General features: G+C 61.2%; 18 protein-coding genes and 1 riboswitch. Of the genes, 9 read left to right on the top strand and 9 right to left on the bottom strand.

What is annotated here, in order from left to right:
- The first annotated feature begins 81 nt into the window (after positions 1 to 81).
- Positions 82 to 1,737: an energy-dependent translational throttle protein EttA gene (gene ettA / locus BSG08_RS12750; RefSeq protein ID WP_093037501.1), complete on the top strand. Its 1,656-nt coding sequence runs from the start codon at positions 82 to 84 to the stop codon at positions 1,735 to 1,737.
- Positions 1,738 to 1,743: 6 nt separating this feature from the next.
- Here ettA and BSG08_RS19295 read toward each other — a convergent pair whose 3' ends face one another.
- The 3 genes from BSG08_RS19295 to BSG08_RS12740 form a co-directional block, all read right to left on the bottom strand.
- Complete coding sequence (locus BSG08_RS19295) at positions 1,744 to 2,733, bottom strand: hypothetical protein (protein WP_139274572.1); 990 nt, start codon at positions 2,731 to 2,733, stop codon at positions 1,744 to 1,746.
- A gap of 143 nt (positions 2,734 to 2,876) precedes the next feature.
- Positions 2,877 to 3,452, bottom strand: a complete 576-nt coding sequence (locus tag BSG08_RS12745) for an REP-associated tyrosine transposase (RefSeq protein ID WP_093037498.1) — start codon at positions 3,450 to 3,452, stop codon at positions 2,877 to 2,879.
- Positions 3,453 to 3,541: 89 nt separating this feature from the next.
- The gene (locus BSG08_RS12740) at positions 3,542 to 5,107 is read right to left on the bottom strand and encodes a 2-isopropylmalate synthase (RefSeq protein WP_093037495.1); all 1,566 of its coding nucleotides are present in this window, start codon (positions 5,105 to 5,107) and stop codon (positions 3,542 to 3,544) included.
- A 265-nt stretch (positions 5,108 to 5,372) separates the two neighbouring features.
- Here BSG08_RS12740 and BSG08_RS12735 point away from each other — a divergent pair, with 265 nt between their 5' ends.
- Positions 5,373 to 6,038: an SDR family oxidoreductase gene (locus BSG08_RS12735; RefSeq protein WP_093037493.1), complete on the top strand. Its 666-nt coding sequence runs from the start codon at positions 5,373 to 5,375 to the stop codon at positions 6,036 to 6,038.
- Complete coding sequence (locus tag BSG08_RS12730; protein WP_093037490.1) at positions 6,032 to 7,561, top strand: cryptochrome/photolyase family protein; 1,530 nt, start codon at positions 6,032 to 6,034, stop codon at positions 7,559 to 7,561. Before BSG08_RS12735 ends, BSG08_RS12730 begins: the two co-directional genes overlap by 7 nt.
- Here the strand turns inward: BSG08_RS12730 and BSG08_RS12725 are convergent, their stop codons facing one another.
- Entirely contained in the window at positions 7,562 to 8,950 is a 1,389-nt protein-coding gene (locus BSG08_RS12725; RefSeq protein ID WP_425439291.1) for an MORN repeat-containing protein, read from the bottom strand. It abuts the gene before it with no gap.
- 176 nt (positions 8,951 to 9,126) lie between these two features.
- Between BSG08_RS12725 and BSG08_RS12720 the strand changes: the two genes are divergently transcribed.
- Positions 9,127 to 10,794 carry an NAD+ synthase gene (locus BSG08_RS12720; RefSeq protein ID WP_093037485.1) on the top strand — a complete coding sequence of 556 codons (1,668 nt, stop codon included), beginning with the start codon at positions 9,127 to 9,129 and terminating at the stop codon, positions 10,792 to 10,794.
- 24 nt (positions 10,795 to 10,818) lie between these two features.
- Here BSG08_RS12720 and BSG08_RS12715 read toward each other — a convergent pair whose 3' ends face one another.
- Together BSG08_RS12715 and BSG08_RS12710 are read right to left on the bottom strand one after the other, a co-directional pair.
- Positions 10,819 to 13,002: an ATP-binding protein gene (locus tag BSG08_RS12715; protein ID WP_093037483.1), complete on the bottom strand. Its 2,184-nt coding sequence runs from the start codon at positions 13,000 to 13,002 to the stop codon at positions 10,819 to 10,821.
- A gap of 4 nt (positions 13,003 to 13,006) precedes the next feature.
- Positions 13,007 to 13,402 carry a hypothetical protein gene (locus tag BSG08_RS12710; protein ID WP_093037480.1) on the bottom strand — a complete coding sequence of 132 codons (396 nt, stop codon included), beginning with the start codon at positions 13,400 to 13,402 and terminating at the stop codon, positions 13,007 to 13,009.
- A 184-nt stretch (positions 13,403 to 13,586) separates the two neighbouring features.
- Here BSG08_RS12710 and BSG08_RS12705 point away from each other — a divergent pair, with 184 nt between their 5' ends.
- Positions 13,587 to 14,396 carry a CE1 family esterase gene (locus BSG08_RS12705; protein ID WP_093037477.1) on the top strand — a complete coding sequence of 270 codons (810 nt, stop codon included), beginning with the start codon at positions 13,587 to 13,589 and terminating at the stop codon, positions 14,394 to 14,396.
- 1 nt (position 14,397) lies between these two features.
- Here the strand turns inward: BSG08_RS12705 and BSG08_RS12700 are convergent, their stop codons facing one another.
- Positions 14,398 to 14,793 carry a metallopeptidase family protein gene (locus tag BSG08_RS12700; RefSeq protein WP_093037474.1) on the bottom strand — a complete coding sequence of 132 codons (396 nt, stop codon included), beginning with the start codon at positions 14,791 to 14,793 and terminating at the stop codon, positions 14,398 to 14,400.
- Positions 14,794 to 14,846: 53 nt separating this feature from the next.
- A complete protein-coding gene (locus tag BSG08_RS12695; RefSeq protein ID WP_093037471.1) occupies positions 14,847 to 15,773 on the bottom strand; it encodes an MBL fold metallo-hydrolase in 927 nt (308 codons plus the stop codon).
- A 160-nt stretch (positions 15,774 to 15,933) separates the two neighbouring features.
- Between BSG08_RS12695 and gltX the strand changes: the two genes are divergently transcribed.
- A complete protein-coding gene (gltX, locus tag BSG08_RS12690) occupies positions 15,934 to 17,259 on the top strand; it encodes a glutamate--tRNA ligase (protein ID WP_093037468.1) in 1,326 nt (441 codons plus the stop codon).
- Positions 17,260 to 17,274: 15 nt separating this feature from the next.
- Here gltX and BSG08_RS12685 read toward each other — a convergent pair whose 3' ends face one another.
- Positions 17,275 to 17,847: a gamma-glutamylcyclotransferase family protein gene (locus tag BSG08_RS12685; RefSeq protein ID WP_093037869.1), complete on the bottom strand. Its 573-nt coding sequence runs from the start codon at positions 17,845 to 17,847 to the stop codon at positions 17,275 to 17,277.
- A 91-nt stretch (positions 17,848 to 17,938) separates the two neighbouring features.
- On the opposite strand from BSG08_RS12685, the gene BSG08_RS12680 reads away from it, so the two are divergent.
- From BSG08_RS12680 to gcvH, 3 genes are all read left to right on the top strand, one after another.
- The gene (locus tag BSG08_RS12680) at positions 17,939 to 18,391 is read left to right on the top strand and encodes an RrF2 family transcriptional regulator (protein ID WP_093037466.1); all 453 of its coding nucleotides are present in this window, start codon (positions 17,939 to 17,941) and stop codon (positions 18,389 to 18,391) included.
- Positions 18,392 to 18,421: 30 nt separating this feature from the next.
- Positions 18,422 to 18,508: riboswitch (glycine riboswitch) on the top strand.
- A gap of 166 nt (positions 18,509 to 18,674) precedes the next feature.
- Positions 18,675 to 19,799, top strand: coding sequence for a glycine cleavage system aminomethyltransferase GcvT (gcvT, locus tag BSG08_RS12675; RefSeq protein ID WP_093037463.1), 1,125 nt, complete (start codon positions 18,675 to 18,677; stop codon positions 19,797 to 19,799).
- A gap of 20 nt (positions 19,800 to 19,819) precedes the next feature.
- Positions 19,820 to 20,179: a glycine cleavage system protein GcvH gene (gene gcvH / locus BSG08_RS12670; protein WP_093037460.1), complete on the top strand. Its 360-nt coding sequence runs from the start codon at positions 19,820 to 19,822 to the stop codon at positions 20,177 to 20,179.
- The last annotated feature ends 83 nt before the right edge of the window (positions 20,180 to 20,262 follow it).

Raw genomic sequence — 20,262 nt, 5'->3', positions numbered from 1 at the left:
ACGGCCCCCATTGCCCCCGCGCCGCATGGGCGTTATCACCCGGTCTCGGATCACGACATACCCAACCGGAGCGGCACGACCATGGCAGCCTATCAATACGTCTATCACATGCAGGGCGTCTCCAAGACCTATCCCGGCGGCAAGAAATGCTTTGAAAACATCCATCTCAGCTTTCTGCCCGGCGTCAAGATCGGCGTCGTCGGCGTCAACGGCTCGGGCAAATCCACCCTGATGCGGATCATGGCCGGGCTCGACACCGACTTTACCGGCGAGGCATGGGCCGCCGAGGGGGCCAAGGTCGGCTATCTGCCGCAGGAACCGCAACTCGATCCCACCCTCAACGTGCGCGAAAACGTGATGCTGGGCGTCGCGGCGAAAAAGGCCAGGCTCGACCGGTTCAACGAACTGGCGATGAACTACAGCGACGAGACCGCCGACGAGATGGCCACCCTGCAGGACGAGATCGACAGCCAGAACCTCTGGGATCTCGACAGCCAGATCGACATCTCGATGGAGGCCCTGCGCTGTCCGCCCGACGAGGCCGATGTCACGACGCTCTCGGGCGGCGAGAAACGCCGCGTGGCGCTTTGCAAGCTGCTGCTCGAGGCCCCCGACATGCTGCTTCTGGATGAACCCACCAACCATCTCGATGCCGAAACCGTCGCCTGGCTGCAACAGCACCTCATCGACTACAAGGGGACGATCCTGATCGTCACCCATGACCGCTATTTTCTCGACGACATCACCGGCTGGATCCTCGAGTTGGATCGCGGTCGCGGCATCCCCTACGAGGGCAATTATTCCGCCTGGCTGGAACAAAAGGCCAAGCGTCTGGCGCAGGAGGCGCGCGAGGACAAATCCAGGCAAAAGACGCTCGAACGCGAACTCGAATGGATGCGTCAGGGCGCCAAGGCGCGGCAGGCCAAGCAAAAGGCCCGGATCAACGCCTATAACGAACTGGCCGGCCAGTCCGAGCGCGAGAAACTGGCCCGCGCCCAGATCGTCATCCCCAACGGCCCGCGCCTTGGCGACAAGGTGATCGAGGTCGAGGGATTGAAAAAACACATGGGCGACAAGCTCCTGATCGAGGATCTCGACTTTTCGCTGCCGCCCGGCGGCATCGTCGGCGTGATCGGCCCCAACGGCGCGGGAAAATCGACCCTCTTCAGGATGCTGACCGGACAGGAAGCGCCCGATGCGGGCACCATCGAATATGGCGAGACGGTCAAGCTCTCGTATGTCGACCAGTCGCGCGACGACCTCAAGGACAACGAGACCGTGTGGGAGGCCATCTCTGGCGGCGCCGAGATCATCCAGCTGGGCGATGCGCAGATCAATTCCCGCGCCTATTGCGGCGCCTTCAACTTCAAGGGCGGCGACCAGCAGAAAAAGGTCTCGCTTCTCTCGGGGGGCGAGCGCAACCGCGTCCACATGGCGCGGCTGCTGAAAGAGGGCGGCAACGTGCTCCTGCTCGACGAGCCGACCAACGACCTCGACGTCGAAACCCTGCGCGCGCTTGAGGATGCGCTGGTGGATTTCGCCGGCTGCGCCGTGGTCATCTCCCACGACCGCTTTTTCCTTGACCGCATCTGCACCCACATCCTCGCCTTCGAGGGCGAGGCGCATGTGGAGTGGTTCGAGGGCGATTTCTCGGCCTACGAAGAGGACAAGAAACGCCGTCTGGGACCGGACGCGCTCGAGCCGAAGCGGGTGAAGTACAAGAAGTTTGTGAGGTAGAGGGGGCTAGTGCACAATCATGCCTTCGGGATCGAACGACAGGCGAACAGTCTGTAAGGTTCCATTCTTCTTAGCTGGAAGTTCAAAACCAGATTGCCCGCATCGGATGATCGCCCGGCGAGCAGCTTCAAAAGCCTGTCTTACAGCGGTCGGATTGCCACCAGAGCCATCAATAAGCGAAATTGAATCAATATTTGGTCTGCCTTGATTATCAATATCGAATTCGACAACAATCATTGTGCGCAAGGCTTCGGAGCTCAAGCTGCCAACATTCCAACACCGTTGAATTGATGCCTGAATTGCGTTCTTTTCGTTATTTTTAAGAGATGTGCTGCTATTTTCCTCGGCGTCTGCATTCAAATCATTCGAGGAATCACGCTCTAATGCCCCAGCGAGCGCGTTTGAAAGCGCATCGTTGAAAAAGTTCTCGGTGGCTTGCGGCTCTTGAGACGAGGCTGGGCGTTGTTTTTTTGGCCCCTGACCCGGCTTGTTTTCTGAAATGAGACCCTGTTCGCCTCGTTCACTTAGTATCAGCCATGCGCCGAGCGCCGCATTCAGCGTGCCGTTATTGTAGGGTAGAAAATCTGGAACTTGAGCATCCCAATCCAATGCTTCTGCAATCAAGTCTGAGCCATCACAGTAAACCTCAGTATGAACTTTCTCACCGTTGAATAGTATCCGCGCACGAGTTGTCGGACCGTCAACAGTCTCATAGGTCCAGACATGTGAGAATGGCATCGTATTGCTCAAAGCGACACCAGCGTTCGCCAACAATTGAATCTCACTCAAACATTCTTTCTCGCTCCCGAACTCTCGCCTTCCGGTCCCTATGAAGTCCTTCATCAGTTCGGGCGCGTGACGACTGAATTCCTGCGCTTTTTCCGCTCCCTGTTTTGCAAATCCGCCAAGTAAATTCCCCCCAAGTTCCTGCGCGGAAATAGACGCCGGAAAAAGGATTAACGCTAGTATGCTCTTAGCCGCTAATGACTTTGTCATTGTCCACCTCCACCTCTCTAGATACCATGATATGCATGAGTGCCAAACATAATCCCTGGGTGAAACCGGCGGCATCGACCTCCATAGAAAGTCAAACACTCCAGCGATCCTCCGTAACGCGGGCCTCCACCCCACCACCCCGCCTATTCGCCAAACCGACCCTCCGGCACCGCCCGCGCCCATTCCGGCTCTACCCGGCCCAGCCGGATATCGCGGTAGATCGAGGAATAGGGCCAATCTCGTGGCTGCGTGACAAACCCGTGTTTCACCGGATTGGCCCAGCAATAGCGGATATGCGCCACATGGTCCGCCTCGTCCCGAATATGATGCTCCCAGAATCGCCGCTGCCAGATCGCCACCTCGCCCTTGTCATGCCGTAGGCCGGGGTTCACCCCGGCATATCGCCCCGATTGCACCACCGGAAACCGGGATGGCGGGGTGAACCCCGCCCTACGCAGCCCCATGGTAAACCGCGCCTTGATCGCGCCCCATCTTGTGGAATAATCGCTGTCCCCGTCCGGCAGCGTCCAGACCGCGTGCAGATGATCGGGCAGCACCACCCATGCCCCCACATCAAACGGTCGCTCCGCCATCGTCACCCGCACGGCGGCGCGCAGATGCGCGATCTCCTCGACCAGCACACGGCTGCCGCGCGCGGCAAGCGCCACGGTAAAGAACACCGTGGCACCAGATCGTCGGGGGCGCAGATAACCGGACATGCACCGACCCTGCACCAGCCGGATTAACGGGCGGTTACCCGCCCGCCCGTCCGTACGGTTTTTGCCCGGAACCGTACGGCGTGCCCCGGTCAGGACACGTCCTTGTAATTGATTTCGCGCGCGTCGCCGCCGGTCTTTTCACGCCGCACCAGCAGCCGGTTGAGGGCATGAACATAGGCCTTGGCGCTGGCCACCACCGTATCGGTATCCGCCGCCTGCCCGGTGACGATCCGCCCCGCCTCTTCCATCCGCACCGAAACCGTGGCCTGCGCATCCGTCCCCTCGGTCACCGCATGCACCTGATAAAGCTGCAACCGGGCCTCATGCGGAAACAGGGCGTTGACCGCGTTGAACGTGGCATCGACCGGCCCGTCGCCGGTGGCCTCGGTCGAGACCTCGCGCCCGTCGATCTCCATCGTGAGGCTCGCCTGTTGCGGACCCTCGGTGCCGCAGACCACCCGCAAGTATTTGATCTGCAAGCGATTGTTCTCGGAGTCCACGCCCGCATTGACGAGCGCCACGAGATCGTCGTCATAGATTTCCTTCTTGCGGTCGGCCAGTTCCTTGAACCGGACAAAGACATCGTTGAGCTGGTTGTCGGCCAGTTCATAGCCCAGATCCCTGAGCTTGGAGCGCAGCGCCGCGCGTCCTGAATGCTTGCCCATGACGATGTTGGTTTCCGTCAGGCCCACATCCTCGGGGCGCATGATCTCGAAGGTCTCGGCGTTCTTGAGCATGCCGTCCTGATGGATGCCCGACTCGTGCGCAAAGGCGTTCTTGCCGACGATGGCCTTGTTGAACTGCACCGGAAAGCCGGAAACAGCGGCGACGCGGCGTGAAATATTCATCAGCTTGCGTGTATCGATGCCGGTCTCAAAAGGCATGATATCGCCGCGCACCTTCAGCGCCATAACCACCTCTTCCAGTGCCGTGTTGCCGGCGCGCTCTCCCAAGCCATTGATAGTACATTCGATTTGCCGCGCGCCACCCGCGACAGCCGCCAGTGCATTGGCGGTCGCCATGCCCAGGTCGTTGTGGCAGTGGGTGGCAAACACCACCTCGTCCGCGCCCGGTACCGTCTCGATCAGGCGACGGATCAGCGAGGCGGATTCCTCGGGTGCGGTATAGCCCACGGTATCTGGAATGTTGATCGTGGTAGCCCCGGCCCTGATTGCGATCTCCACCACCCGGCAGAGATAATCCCATTCGGTGCGGGTGGCATCCATCGGCGACCATTGCACGTTGTCGCAGAGGTTGCGGGCATGTGTCACCGTCTCGTGGATACGTTCGGCCATCTGATCGCGGTCGAGATTGGGGATGGCGCGGTGCAGCGGCGAGGTGCCGATAAAGGTATGAATTCGGGGACGCTGCGCGTGCTTCACCGCCTCCCAGCAGCGGTCGATATCCTTGAAATTGGCCCGGGCGAGGCCGCAGATCACGGCGTTTTTCGCGTTTTTCGCAACTTCGCTCACCGCGTTGAAGTCCCCCTCCGAGGCGATGGGAAATCCTGCTTCGATGATATCGACACCCATCTCGTCGAGCAGCCCGGCAATTTCGAGTTTCTCGGCATGGGTCATGGTGGCGCCGGGGCTTTGCTCGCCATCGCGCAATGTGGTGTCGAAGATGACGACACGGTCCTTGGTCTGATTGGTCATGTTGGTCTCTTTCAAAAAATCCTAAGCCTGTGGCGCGAACACGGCACATCCTCTGAGCGGTCGCGCCAGAACGGCACGCTCAGAGGCGGCTTAGGCCTAGCAGGACAGCCAGAGCGGCACGCCGGGCGGCGCGTGGCATCGGGGCGATATGATCCTGCATCAACATGGGCAAAACTATAAGAGCGCCGGACGGCGATGAAAACCCCGAAATTGCGCGGGCCTTCCGGGGGTTGAACCGGCGCTACACCCGGCTAGGTCTGGCGGCATGGACAGGGCATTGATCATCGGATCATCCGGCGGGATCGGACGCGCGATTTGCGCCGCGTTGCAGGCGCGGGGCGTGGCGGTCGCTGGCCTGTCGCGGAGCATGGACGGGCTCGATGTGACCGATGAGGTGTCAATCGAGACGGCGTTTGCACGACTGGGCGGATCGTTTGATCTGGTGCTGGTGGCGACGGGCGCGCTGGAGATTGGCGGCGCACAGCCGGAAAAGGCGCTGCGTCAGGTCACGGCCCGGGCGATGCTGGATCAGTTCCTGCTCAACTGCGTAGGGCCGTCTCTGGTCCTGAAACATGGCGTCAGGCTCTTGCCGCGCGACCGTCGCTGCGTGTTTGCCGCGCTGTCGGCGCGGGTGGGGTCGATTGGCGATAACGGGCTCGGCGGCTGGCACAGCTATCGCACCGCCAAGGCAGCACTCAACCAGATGATCCACACCGGGTCGATAGAACTGGAGCGCAGTCATCGCGCGGCAATCTGCGTAGCGCTGCATCCGGGCACTGTCGAGACGCAATTCACCCGTAAATATCTGGGGCGTCACCCTGCGGTTTCCCCCGAGACAGCAGCGAAAAACCTGCTGAACGTGATCGAGCGGCTGCGACCGCAGGACACGGGTGGATTTTTCGATTGGCAAGGCAAGCGCGTGCCATGGTAGGCCGCCTTGTTCTCGTGCTGGGGGATCAGCTTAGCCACTCGGTGTCCGCCTTGCGTGAGGCGGACAAGACCAGCGATACCGTGGTCATGGCCGAAATGATGGACGAGGCGCGCTATGTGCCCCATCACCCCAAGAAGATCGCGCTGATCCTGTCGGCGATGCGGCATTTCGCCGAGGAACTGCGCGCGGAGGGCTGGCAGGTTGCCTATACGCGCCTCGACGATCCCGAGGCCACGCGATCCATTGTCGGAGAGCTGATGCGCCGTGCCGAGCAGCATGAAACGACCGAGGTCATCACCACGCAACCCGGCGAATGGCGGCTGATCAAGGAGCTGAACAACGCACCGTTGCGCGTGCGGCAATTGCCCGATGACCGCTTCCTCTGCTCGCTGGAAGAGTTCGACCGATGGGCCAGGGGGCGCAAGGAATTGCGGATGGAATATTTCTATCGGGAAATGCGGCGCAAGACCGGGTTCCTGATGGAGGGTGGCAAACCCGCAGGCGGCAAGTGGAACTTTGATCACGACAACCGCAAGCGCGCGCAGGCTGACATGCTGCGCGCCAGCCCGATGCAATTCGCGCCCGATGAGGTGACGCGACAGGTGCTTGATCTGGTCGAGACGCGGTTTGATGGGAACTTCGGGCAGTTGCGCCCCTTCTGGTTCGCTGTCACGCGAGCGCAGGCGCTGCGTGCGCTGGATCATTTTGCACGCCACCTTCTGCCGGGGTTCGGAGATTATCAGGATGCCATGCTGAACGATGATCCGTTTCTGCACCATTCGGTCATATCCATGTATCTGAATATCGGTTTGCTCAATCCTGTGGATATCTGCACTCGTATCATTGAAGAATGGCAAGCCGGACGCGTCCCGATAAATGCCGCCGAAGGCTATGTCCGGCAAATCATCGGCTGGCGCGAATATATGCGCGGCATCTATTTTCGCGAGGGGCCGGACTATGTACGGCGCAACGCTCTGGGACATGACCGTGATTTGCCCGCGCTTTACTGGGGCGGCGATACGCGAATGAATTGTGTGCGCCAGGCTGTTGAACAGACAGGAAAAGAGGCCTATGCCCATCACATCCAGAGGCTGATGGTGACTGGCAATTTTGCGTTGTTGGCAGGGATCGATCCTGTTCAACTGCATGAATGGTATCTGGCCGTCTATGCCGATGCGTTCGAATGGGTCGAGGCCCCGAATGTAATCGGGATGAGCCAGTTTGCTGATGGCGGGATCATCGCCAGCAAACCATATATTTCGTCCGGCAACTACATCAACAGGATGTCTGATTACTGTGGCACCTGCGCCTATTCGGTCGGGGACAAGACCGGCGCGCGGGCCTGTCCGTTCAACCTGCTCTATTGGGGTTTTCTGGACCGCCACCGCGAACGATTTGCCGGTAATCCGCGCATGACGCCGGTCTACCGGACCTGGGACGGGATGGATGCCGGCCGAAGGTCAGAAATCCTGTCGGACGCCGCACAGAGGCTTGATAATCTGGATGCAGGTCGCGTCGTCTGATCACTCCGCAGGGGCGGTATTGTCGGTCAGCGCACCGTCTTCCCAGGTGCCGCTTTCCTCCTGCCCGCTGGCATAGCGCATCGTGCCCTCGCCCTGCCGCTTGCCCGAACGGAACGTCCCCTCGTAAACATCGCCATTGGTATAGGTGGCGACACCCCGCCCCGAGATTTCTCCGTTCTGCCATTCACCTTCATAGATGAATCCGTCAGGCATGGTGATCTTTCCCTGCCCGTGCCGCTGTCCTTCGGCAAAATCGCCGACATAGACCGTACCGTCCGGGTAGGTGGCGGTGCCCTGTCCGTGTCGCTGTCCGTCACGCCACTCACCCTCATAGCGATAACCGTCAGGATAGGTCATCACGCCCTGACCATGATTGCGGGCATTCTGGAATTCGCCCTCATAGACGAGGCCGTTGGGATAGGTGGCGCGCCCGGTACCCTCGATCACGCCACCGACCCACGACCCCTCGTATGTCGCGCCATCGGGATAGGTGATCTTGCCCTCGCCATTGGCCAGATCGTCACGGAACTCGCCTTCGTAAACCGATCCGTCAGGATAGACCACGCGCCCCTGACCCGAGATCTTGCCCGCCACCCAGGCACCGGCATATTCGTAACCGTCGGAGCCGGTGAACCGGCCCTGCCCATGGCGGCGATCATCCTTGAATTCGCCTTCGTAGACATCGCCGTTCTCATAGGTCACCCGGCCCGTGCCCTCGCGCCGTCCGGCCACCAGATCTCCTTCATAAACGTCGCCGTTGGGCTGCGTGAGCCTGCCCTTGCCATCAATCTGACCTTCGCGCCACGTGCCCTCATAAATCAGCCCGTCAGACATGGTGAGCCGACCCTCACCTTCGCGTGCGCCGCGCGCGACCGCGCCCTCGTAAACCGCGCCATCGGGATAGGTGATGGTTGCCATGCCTTCCTTGACGCCGTTCACCCAGTCGCCGTCATAAACATAGCCGCCGGGGGACTCCATCCGCCCGCGCCCGTGATGCATGGCATTCAGAAACCCGCCCTCGTAGCGCACGCCATTGGCATAAACCGCAACGCCCTGGCCGGTGATCTTGCCATCCTCCCAGGTGCCTTCGTAGGTGCCGCCATCGGTAAACACGATCTTGCCCACGCCATTTGGTTTGCCCCGCGCAAACTCGCCCTCATAGACCGATCCGTTTGGAAAGCGTGCAACGCCCCTTCCACGTATTTCCCCCTCGGCCCAGTCACCGGAATATTCATAGCCGTTGGGCAGGGTATAGGTGCCGGTGCCATGTTGCAGCCCGTTCTGAAAAGTCCCCTCATAGATGCCACCATCATCATATTGCTTGGTCTGCACCTGACCTTCCTGCGCAGAGGTCATGCCCGCCCCGACCAGTGCGGCGGCCAGTGTCATCGTCCGTGCCTGCGAAAATCTCATGTCTGCCCCGATGCCCGATCCCGCCCGATTTTGCGGCGGTGGGCCAAATCTAGAGGACCGGGCAGGGGCTGACAACGGGTTTTGGGCAAATCGGCTTTCCCTCGCGCGGTGATCTGCTAAATCACGCGCATGGACGGACAAAGGGCACGCGCATGGCTGACAGGTTTCGCCTGACACTGGCACAGTTGAACCCGACGGTGGGTGATCTGGAGGGCAATGCGCGGTTGGCGCGGCAGGCGTGGGAATGCGCGCGCGACGCCGGGGCCGATATGGTGGCGCTGCCAGAGATGTTCATCACCGGCTATAATCCGCAGGATCTGGTGATGAAACCTGTCTTTCACCAGGCGGCGATTGCGGCGATCGAAGGGCTGGCGCGGGATTGCGCCAATGGCCCCGCCCTTGCCATCGGCGGCCCCGCACTCGAAGGTGTGGGGCTTTGCAACGCATATTACGTCCTGCAGGGCGGTGCGATGACCGCGCGTGTGCTCAAGCATCATCTGCCCAATGAGACCGTGTTCGACGAAAAGCGGCTCTATACGGCGGGGGCGGTCGCGGGGCCTTATGGCGTGAATGGTCTGCGTATTGGCTCTCCGATCTGCGAGGATGCCTGGCATGACGACGTAACCGAGACGCTTGCCGAGACCGGGGCCGAACTCTTGCTGGTGCCCAACGGATCGCCGCATTACCGCGACAAGATGGATCTGCGCCAGAACATGATGGTGGCGCGGGTGATCGAGACCGGGCTGCCGCTTGTCTATCTCAACCTTGTGGGCGGGCAGGACGATCAGGTGTTTGACGGCGGCTCTTTCGTGCTCAACCCCGGGGGCGCCCTTGCCCTGCAAATGCCGATGTTCGAAGAGGCGATTGCGCATGTCGATCTGAAGCGCGGGGCTAATGGCTGGCGGGCGATGCCGGGCGATCTGGCGCATCTGCCGGACGATCTGGAGCAGGATTATCACGCCATGGTGCTGGCCTTGCGCGATTATCTGCGCAAGACCATGTTTTCCAAGGTTCTGCTGGGTCTGTCGGGGGGGGTCGACAGCGCCATCGTGGCCACCATCGCGGCGGATGCGGTGGGGGCGCAGAATGTCCGTTGTGTGATGTTGCCTTCCGAATACACCTCCGAGACTTCATTGGAGGATGCCAGGGCTGTCGCGGGGGCCCTCGGATGCCGACATGATATCATTCCCATTTCCGAGGCGCGGGCAGCGATCACCAGCACGCTTGCGCCGCTCTTTGAGGGGCTTGGGGCGGATCTGACCGAAGAGAACATCCAATCGCGCCTGCGCGGTTTGCTGCTCATGGCACTCAGCAACAAGTTCGGAGAGATGCTGCTGACCACCGGCAACAAGTCCGAGGTCGCGGTGGGTTATGCGACGATCTATGGCGACATGGCGGGGGGGTATAATCCGATCAAGGATCTCTACAAGACCCGCATATTCGAAATCTGTAGCTGGCGGAATGCGAACCATCGCGCCTGGATGCTGGGGCCGGCTGGAACGGTAATCCCGGATCGGGTGATGCAGAAACCTCCAAGCGCCGAATTGCGCGCCGATCAGAAGGACAGCGATTCGCTGCCCGATTATCCGGTGCTGGACGGGATTCTGGATATCCTTGTGGATCAGGACGGTTCGATCTCCGATTGTGTGGCTGCGGGCTTTGACCGCAAGGATGCCAAACAGGTCGAACATCTGCTCTACATCAGCGAGTACAAGCGGTTTCAGTCAGCCCCCGGCACAAGGCTCAGCAAGCGCGCGTTCTGGCTTGATCGGCGTTATCCTATCGTGAACCGTTGGCGGGATAGGTCTGGCGCTGACTGAAACCGCACCATGGCCGGTGCGGATCTACTCGGCGGCGGGTGCAGGCAGGTTCTGATCGGTGTCGCCCGCACGATGCTGCTCAAGATCGCTACGCGTCGCGCGATATCGCTCCACATAAGCGATGAGATCCGCCTTGCGCAGCGGTTTTCCCAGAAACCCGTCCATCCCCGCCAGATGCGCCTCTTGCTGATGCTGATCCAGAACATTCGCCGTGACCGCGACCACATGCGCGGGCATCAGATCATGCGCCGCCTCCTGGGTGCGGATGAGTCCGGTCGCCTGATAGCCATCCATGCCGGGCATCGAGACGTCCATCAGTATCAGATCGGCTGGCGCCTCGGCATAGAGCGCTACCGCCTCTGCTCCGCTGGTTGCGACGCGCAGCGAAGCTCCAGAGCGACTGAAATAACGCTCGAGCAACAGCCGATTCGTCGCGTTGTCATCCACTGCCAGAACGCGCAGCCCGGCTGCCCAACCGGTTACCATTCGGGGCGTTTCGTTACGGTGGGTGGGCAGAGATCTGATGTTGTCCAGAGACTCGCCTCCTTCGGTCAATGCCCTTTTGACCGCATCCAGCAAGAGCGATTCGCGTACCGGCTTTCTCAGCGTGATGCAGTCGCCATTCCCCGCGCGGGCCGGGCCGTCCGACAGGATGATTTGTGGCACAGCCTCAGGCATTTGCGTGCGTGCGACGCTATCGTCCATCACGATCAGGTCGGGTCGCGCTTGCGCCGCCACGCCGGAAAGGGCCACCATGGTCTCGGCATCTTCGACCTCAGCCCCTAGATAGGTCAGCAGCGCCACCAGCCCTTTGCGCCGGTCGGTCATTGGATCCACCAACCAGATACGTGGTGCGCGCCCGTCGGCGTGGATCAGCCGGCCCGCCTTCAATCCGCGACCGGTCGTGTCTTGTGGGACGAGCGGCAAGGCGATATCGAATCGCGTGCCGTACCCCTCGCGGGAGGTCAGTGTCAGCCTGCCGCCCATCAACGTCACGAGTTGGTGGCTGACCGCCAGGCCAAGGCCGGTACCGCCAAAGCTGCGGGTGGCGGTATTGTCGACCTGCTCGAATGCGGCAAAGATCCTGTCGTGCTGATCCGGGGGAATGCCCAGACCGGTATCGGTGACGGACAGGACAAACTCGCCTGGCGTGCCAGAGACCACGCGCAGGGCGACATGCCCTTCCAGCGTGAATTTCACGGCGTTGCCGGCGATATTGACGAGGATTTGCCGCAATCGTCCAGCGTCGCCCAGCATCACCTCGGGTATGGTCGGTGCCACATCGGCATAGAGTACCAACCCCTTGCGTGCCGCCAGCGGAGCCAGAAGCTGTGTGACATCCTCAATGATTTCGCGCAGGCGGTAAGGTTCCTCCGCCAGCGTCAGTTTTCCGGCTTCGATCTTGGAGAAATCCAGGATGTCATTGATGATCGTCAGGAGCGCGTCACCCGAACGCACCATGGTGGTGACATAGCTGTCCTGTTCAGGTGTCAGAGCCGTCTCTGCAAGCATGTCGGCCATGCCGATGATGCCGTTCATGGGGGTGCGGATTTCATGGCTCATCTTGGCGAGAAAATCGGATTTGGCCTCATTCGCGCTGATCGCGACCTCGCGCGCCTCTTCCAGACGGTTGATGAGACGGCGCAGCGGGCGACCGACGATCACACGGAACGACACCCAGTTCGCAACGGCGGCGATGAGGATGCCGCCAGCCAGCAGCAGGACCAGAAAGTCGCGCTGATAGCGTTTCACGGTCGCGATTTCACGTTCATCAAAGCGAGTGACAAGCCGGGTGATCGGCCAGGAAAATATCTCATAGGGCAGTGACAGCGCACCCTCCGCTCCCTGACAGCCCAGACCCTGCGGCACCACGGCCAGCACCTCGCCGCTCTCGGGATTGATGAGTTCGACACAACGGATCGCCGGATCGCCCAGCAGCGTTTGCATCAGGTCGGTCACATAGGGGCTCGACCATGCTGTCGGGTCGATGTTCTGGTCGCTGAATCGTTCCAGTGCGCCGCCCAGTCGCGCGGTTGCATTGCCGATCCGCATTGCCATCGCCTCTTCGCTGCGCAACAGGTTCTTCTCGCTCAGCCATAACAGGCCGGTGGCGGCAAAAAGAATGAAGGTCGGTACCATCACTGCTGTCAGTTTCAGGTAGAGTCCAAGCGTCGGCGTGCGCAGGGTCGCCCCGTCCGTCACAGTCATGGCGTCACTCCAGCCGAATGGCCTTGCCAGACTTCATCAGCGCGAGGAGTGGAGCGCGGTTATTGATTTCGGTGCGAATCAGGCTGTAGCCGCTGCCGTTGTGGGTCATGTAATAATCCACAGTCGCCTCTGTCCCGTCGTCGTCAACCAGTGTGGCGCACATCACGTAGACATCCGCTATCCGGAGGATGATCTCGTGGTTTTCGGTGGGATAGAAACGGGTCAGTTTGCCGGTCATCAGATCGAGATGAGGCAGGGCCCCCTCCATCATCGAGCGGCTGAGGCTACGTTGCAGTGTGGCCTGAAGCTGGGTTCTGATTTCGGTCAACGATTGTGCCTGGACGCTGGCCGGTGGAAACAGGCCAAGCGCCAGTAGTGCGAAAAGTGCAATGCGTATCATCCTGAAACTCCGTCATACGGCGGGCTGGTAACGCATATGAGAACCGACCAGGGTTACCAATCCGTTGAGAAACGCCGACTTTCTTCACAAAAATCCGTGATCGTCGACGGCCAGCCACACCCTTGTGACTTGCCTTTGCAAGACTGCCGCGCAGAATCTGCTGAATATCCAGAGGGAGTATTGCATGCGATTTCTTATTGTCCTTTCGACTTTGCTGACGTTTTCGGACCCTGTCGCGTCCTTTGCCTGCGGGCCGGATACCGACTGTCGGCTCGGTGACCGCCATTACCGTATTGCACTGCCCGAGGGTCAGGGGGCAGATCCCGTGGGGGCGGTCGTTTTTGCGCATGGGTATCGCGGCACGGCGGAATCGGTAATGAGGAACAAGGCCTTGCGTCGCATGGTCTCGGACATGGGGCTCGCGCTCATCGCACTCAAATCCGCCGATGACGATTGGGTCATCCCTTACGCACCGCGCCACATGGACAGCGACGGATCGGTCGAATTCCGCTATGTAGAGGCGGTGCTCGAGGATGCCGCGCGCCGTTTTCCAATTGACGGCGCGCGGCTCATGGCGGCCGGGTTTTCGGCGGGCGGCATGATGGTCTGGAATCTGGCCTGCGCCATGCCGGAGCGGTTTGCGGGCTTTGCCGCCATTGCCGGCACTTTCTGGATGAAGCCGCCGACGCAATGCGCCGAGCCGGCGGCCAGCCTTGTGCATATACATGGCACAAGCGATCCGACCGTGCCGCTCAAGGGACGGGCAATCCTCGAGACACGGCAGGGTGACGTGGCCGAGGCGCTTGACATGTACGGGACACTTGGGGATTTCAGGCCGAGCGGCGAGACGAGTTTCGAGGATCTGACCTGTCAGACGCGCCGCAACGCCTCAGGCGAAATCCTCGATTTCTGCCTGCATCCCGGCGGACATTCGTTCCGCAGCAGTTATCTCAAGTTCGCGTGGGAGCGCCTGCGCGCGGCGGGTCAGCTGTAAGTTACTCCCACCATCGGTCGATATGGGCGATGTCCTCATCCGACCAGCCAAAGTGGTGGGCAAACTCATGCACGATGACATGCGCCACCAGCGTCTCGAGCGGCAGATCCCCCCGGTCGCGCCATTCCGCGAGAATCGGCTCGCGAAAGAGCCAGACGGTATCAGGGCCGAGCGGCTGATCGAGACTGGATTTCTCGGTCAGCGGAATGCCCTCATAGAGCCCGGTCAGATCAAGCGGATCGTCGATCCCGAGCTCCTGCAGGATATGAGCCGGGGGCAGATCGGCGACCAGCACCACGACATTCTCCGCCGCCGGGCGGAACGGCGCGGGAAATCGCGCGATAGCATCGCGCGCCATGGTTTCGATCATGTCAAGATCGGGCAGGTTCTGATCCATGCCCGCGATATGGGGCAGGGGGCGGGCAAAGTAAATCCGCCGCCATCCGCGCGTCAGAGAATCAGCTGATAGCTGGCGGGCACATATCGGAATCCGTCGCCGCGCGTCTCGACATAGCCAAGCGCGGGCCAGGGCATATGATAGCCGATGAATGGCAGCCCGTCGGCGGCAAGCATTCCCAGCAGGCGGCGGCGGGTGGTAGCTGCCTGAGCCTTGTCCATGTCGAACCTGACCTCCCAGTCCGGATAGCCCAGCGACCAGACATAGTGATTGGCGAAATCAGCGGCGATGAGCAGCGATTTCCCCTCACTCTCCAGCAGATAGCCCATATGTCCCGGAGTGTGCCCCGCCGCATCCATCGCGGTGATGCCGGAGGTTACACTTGTCCCGGCCGCAATCATGCTCGTCATCTCGGCCAGCGGTTTCATCTTGCTGTCGAAATTGGCATTTTCCATTGTCGCCCATGCGTCAAACTCGGTGGCGCCGGTCACGTAGCGCGCATTGGGGAATGTCGCCTCGCCACCCTCGCTCATAAGCCCGCCTATATGGTCGCCGTGCATATGCGTGATAACCACCACATCCACCTGATCGGGCGTGTAGCCCGCGTCATTCAGTGCTGCGGTGATCCCGTCCGGATTGAGCCCTGTGTCGAAAAGCACCAGTTCGGCCCCGGTATTCACTACCGTGGGCGTGAAAAAGAACTGCGCCTGATCGGTCGGGATATTTGCGGCGGCCGAGACCTCGGCAAATTCTTCGGCGCTGACATTCAGACCAAAGATCGTATGCGGATCCGGACGCGATGTGGTTGCCGCGAGCAATGTGGTCACCTCGAACGCGCCAAGGGTCACACGGTTGTGGCGTGTGGTGGATGCGCCCATCATCGGGGCACCCGCGCGGGCGGGATTGCTGATTGTCGTGGCCAGCGGCAACGCTGCAACCGCTCCGAGCAGGCTGCGCCGGGTCAATGTCGTCTTGGTCATCTGAGTCCTCCTTGTCATGCGACAACCTTAGGGCCTTTTTCACAAACGGAAACATCCTCACGATTTTGTGAGCGCGATCCGGCAGATGGTCGCGCCGTCCGGGATTTCTGGACAATCCCGCTCGCCTGTGACAAAGCCGCGCCTGAGCCAGGAGATGCCGATGACCACGACCCGATTTGCCCCGTCACCCACCGGATACATCCATGTGGGCAATCTGCGCACCGCCCTGATGAATTACCTGATTGCCGCCAAGGCCGGGGGCACGTTCATCCTGCGGATCGACGACACCGATCCGGAACGGTCGAAACAGGAATATGTGGACGCGATCAAGTACGATCTCGAATGGCTCGGTCTGCACTGGGACCGGACCGAGCGGCAATCCGAGCGGCTTGACCGATACGCCGAGGCTGCGGATCGCCTGCGCGCGATGGGGCGGTTCTACGAGGCATTCGAGACCCCAACCGAGCTGGATCTCAAGCGCAAGAAGCAACTGAACATGGGCAAGCCTCCGGTCTATGACCGCGCTGCGCTGTCGCTCTCGGACGAGCAAAAGGAGCGGCTGCGCGCCGAGCGCGGCAATGGCGTCTGGCGCTTCAAGCTGAACCAGCAGCGCATTGAATGGCGTGACGGTATCCTCGGCGATATCTCGATCGACGCCGCCTCGGTCAGTGACCCGGTGCTCATTCGCGGCGATGGCCAGGTGCTTTATACGCTGGCTTCAGTGGTGGATGACGTAGAGATGGGTGTGACCGATGTGGTGCGCGGCTCTGACCATGTGACCAATACCGCCACGCAGATCCAGATCATCGAGGCGCTTGGGTCCAAGCCTCCGAGTTTTGCACATCACTCGCTGCTGACCGGGCCCACGGGCGAGGCCCTGTCGAAACGCCTCGGGGCGCTCAGCCTGCGCGACCTGCGCGCGCGGGGGGTCGAGCCGATGGCGCTCCTCAGTCTGATGGCGCGGCTTGGATCCAGCGACCCGGTTGAACTGCGCAGCGATATGGCCGACCTGATCGAGGGCTTTGACATCGAACGTTTCGGGGCGGCCCCGACCAAATTCGACGAAAACGATCTCTTTCCGCTAAGCGCCCGGCATTTGGTCAACCTGCCCTATGAGGCGATTGCGGACAGGTTGGCCGGAATTGGTGTCCCTAGGGATGTGGCGCCACAGTTCTGGCAGGTCACCCGCGAGAACATCACCACGCTGCACGATCTCGAGGGGTGGTGGCAGCTATTCCGCGACGGGGCCGAGCCGGTGATCGACGATGAGGACCGCGAATTCGTCGCGCAGGCGCTCGCGCTTCTGCCTGACGGGCCTTATGACGCCGAAAGCTGGGGCAAATGGACAACGGCGGTCAAGGCGGCGACAGGCCGCAAGGGCCGTGCACTCTTCATGCCTCTGCGTAAGGCGCTGACCGGACAGGAACACGGGCCGGATATGGCGCAGGTTCTACCGCTCCTGCAGGTGATCCGGGCAAAGGGCTGACGTATCGCGCGGCGGTCATGCAGTGCCGCGCAAAACCCGAACGCCCAGCCTGTCAAGATGCGCGTCGGTCAGACCGCGTTCGGCATTGCCGAGCGGCTGATGGCGCGGATAGCGGGGTGCTGCGCGGTCGTCCAGTATCGGCGCGTCCCAGCCATGGGTGGTGTCGAAAAGCCGCTGCACACCGTCCTCGCCAAACTCGCGCAGATAACCCTGCACCACCACGTCGATATAGCTGAGCAGGATGGGGTGCGCCGTGGTAGGCGAACCGTGCTGGCCTTCGGGAATGGTATAGACCGCGATTTCTGGCTGATCGGGCAGGGTGTGGCGCACCTGGTGTGTGGCGACCGCACGAACATAGGCGGCCTCGCGCAGATCGAGTGCGGGCCAGTCGGCGCACGGCACCGCAGCAATCAGCCCGTCGATCACGGCGGCGGCATCAGGCACCACCGTCAGATAGGCGACGGGCCGCAGGTCGGTATGCCGCCAGACCCGGCGCCATCCCGTTAGTTGCGCGTGATGGCATACCGCGTAGCTGTGGGTGGCACGGTTCACGAGGCTGCCATATCCGAAAAAATATGCATTCTGCATGGGATTTTTGGCTGTTGCTTGATCCAGGTCATATTTTCCGGCGAGTTTCGGTGCAAACTTTGGCGAATTCAAGCTGATGTCAGGGATCGCCATGCGGATCACCAAACGCACCAATATCGCCATCCGGCTCTTGATGTTCTGCGCGTCCAGCCCGGATCGTCTGGTGACCAAGGCGGAAATCGCCAGGCGCTGCAATACCTCGGAGAGTCACCTGGCACAGATCATCAACCGTCTGGCGCGGCTGGGCTATCTGAACACGCAGCGCGGGCGCACTGGCGGGGTCATGTTGGGGCAGCCGGCGGATCAGATCACGGTTGGCGCGGTATTTCGCGCGCTTGAGGAAAACACGCCGGTGGCTGAATGTTTTGCCGATGTAGACAATACCTGCCCGCTGGTAGATGCCTGCCGTCTGCGGTTGGCGTTGGCCGATGCGTTGGAGGCGTTCTATGTCCATCTCGACGAGGTAACGCTGGATGCGCTGGTCTGTAACAACGACGCGCTCTTCACGATTTTTTCAAGCACACCCTGCATGAAACGGGCTTGATGTGGCGCGCACGGTATACTAGCGTCCACAACGACTGGATAGGGAGAACTGGCGCAAGCCAGTGCCGAAGGAGCAACCGCCCCGGAAACTCTCAGGCGCAAGGACCTGCCCGGTAACGGAACTCTGGAGAGACCCCGCAAGAAAACGCGGGGCGCCGAAGGGATAGCGATCTCAGGCGAAAGGACAGAGGGGGCATCGTGGCGTAGCCTTTGGGCGTTGCGTCGGAACGGTGCCGGCATGATCAGCGGATGATCCGGACCCATCGGGAAAGGGATACTGGCGGATGGCTGATCTGAGACTCACACCACTGAACGCGCTACACCGGGAATTGGGGGCCAAAATGGTACCCTTCGCCGGTTATGAAATGCCCGTGCAATATCCGCTCGGCGTGATGAAAGAACACCTGCATTGCCGCGCCAGGGCGGGTCTGTTTGACGTGAGCCACATGGGTCAGGTGATCCTGCGTGCGCCGGGCGGGTACGAGGCGGTCGCGCGCGCCATGGAGGGGCTGGTACCGGTCGATCTCATCGGGCTTGGCGCGATGCGGCAGCGTTATGGCTTCTTCACCGATGAGGCGGGGGGCATTCTCGACGACCTGATGCTGGCCAATCGCGGCGATCACATGTTCGTCGTCGTCAACGCGGCCTGCAAGTCGCAGGACATTGCCCATATGCGCGCCCATCTGCCGGGCTGCGAGATCGAGGAAGTCACTGACCGCGCGCTTCTGGCGCTGCAAGGCCCCGCCGCCGAGGCGGTGCTTGCGGCGATGGTGCCGGATGTGACCGACATGCGTTTCATGGACGTTGGCATCTTCGGATCGGAATTCGGCGAGTTGTGGATTTCGCGCTCGGGTTATACAGGCGAGGATGGCTATGAAATTTCCGTGGCCGAGGCGCAGGCTGAACGGTTTGCGCGTGCGCTGCTTGCGCATGAGGATGTGGAACCCATAGGCCTTGGTGCGCGCGACAGCCTGCGGCTCGAGGCGGGGTTGTGCCTTTATGGCCATGATATCGACACGACAACGACGCCGGTCGAGGCAAGTCTTAGCTGGGCCATTCAGAAGGTGCGCCGGACAGTTGGCGACCGTGCGGGCGGCTTTCCCGGCGCAGAGCGCATTCTGGACGAATTGAGCAACGGCCCGCTGCGCGCCCGCGTCGGCCTGTGCCCCGAGGGGCGCGCGCCGATGCGCGAGGGCACGCTGCTTTTCTCGACCGCTGAGGGAGGCGAGGCCGTCGGTCATGTCACCTCGGGCGGGTTTGGCCCGACCATCGAGGCGCCGATGTCGATGGGTTACGTGCCCGCTGGTCTGGCCAGCCCGGGCACCGAACTCTACGGCGAGGTGCGCGGCAAGCGTCTGCCTGTCCGGGTGGTGCCATTGCCCTTTACCCCCGCAAATTTCAAACGCTGAACATCATCAGGGAGCACAAGATGAAATTCACCGAAGAACACGAATGGCTGCGCGTCGAGGACGATCTCGTGGTCGTGGGCATCACTGAACATGCAAGCGAACAACTGGGCGATGTGGTCTTTGTTGACCTTCCCGAAGTCGGCAAGCAGGTCACCAAGGATGACGAGGTCGTGGTGATCGAGAGCGTCAAGGCCGCCAGCGATATCCTCGCGCCCATCGACGGCGAAATCGTCGAGGTCAACGAAGTGCTGGCTGATGAGCCGGGCAAGGTCAATGAGGACCCTATGGGCGATGCCTGGTTCTTCAAGATCAAGCCGAGCGATCCGGGTCAGATGGATGACTACATGGATGAGGCCGCCTATCAGAAGTACATCAGCTAGGCCCGGTCCGCGCGGAGTCAGGTATACCGTGCGGGAGTATCCATGGAATATTGAACGCCGGGAGGCAGGGCCGAAGCGGCCCG

Origin of the sequence: Roseovarius azorensis (genome assembly GCF_900109455.1) — a bacterium.
Classification (GTDB): Bacteria; Pseudomonadota; Alphaproteobacteria; order Rhodobacterales; family Rhodobacteraceae; genus Roseovarius; species Roseovarius azorensis.
Note: the sequence above shows the minus strand (reverse complement) of the source record. Positions and strands in the feature narration are given on the sequence as shown.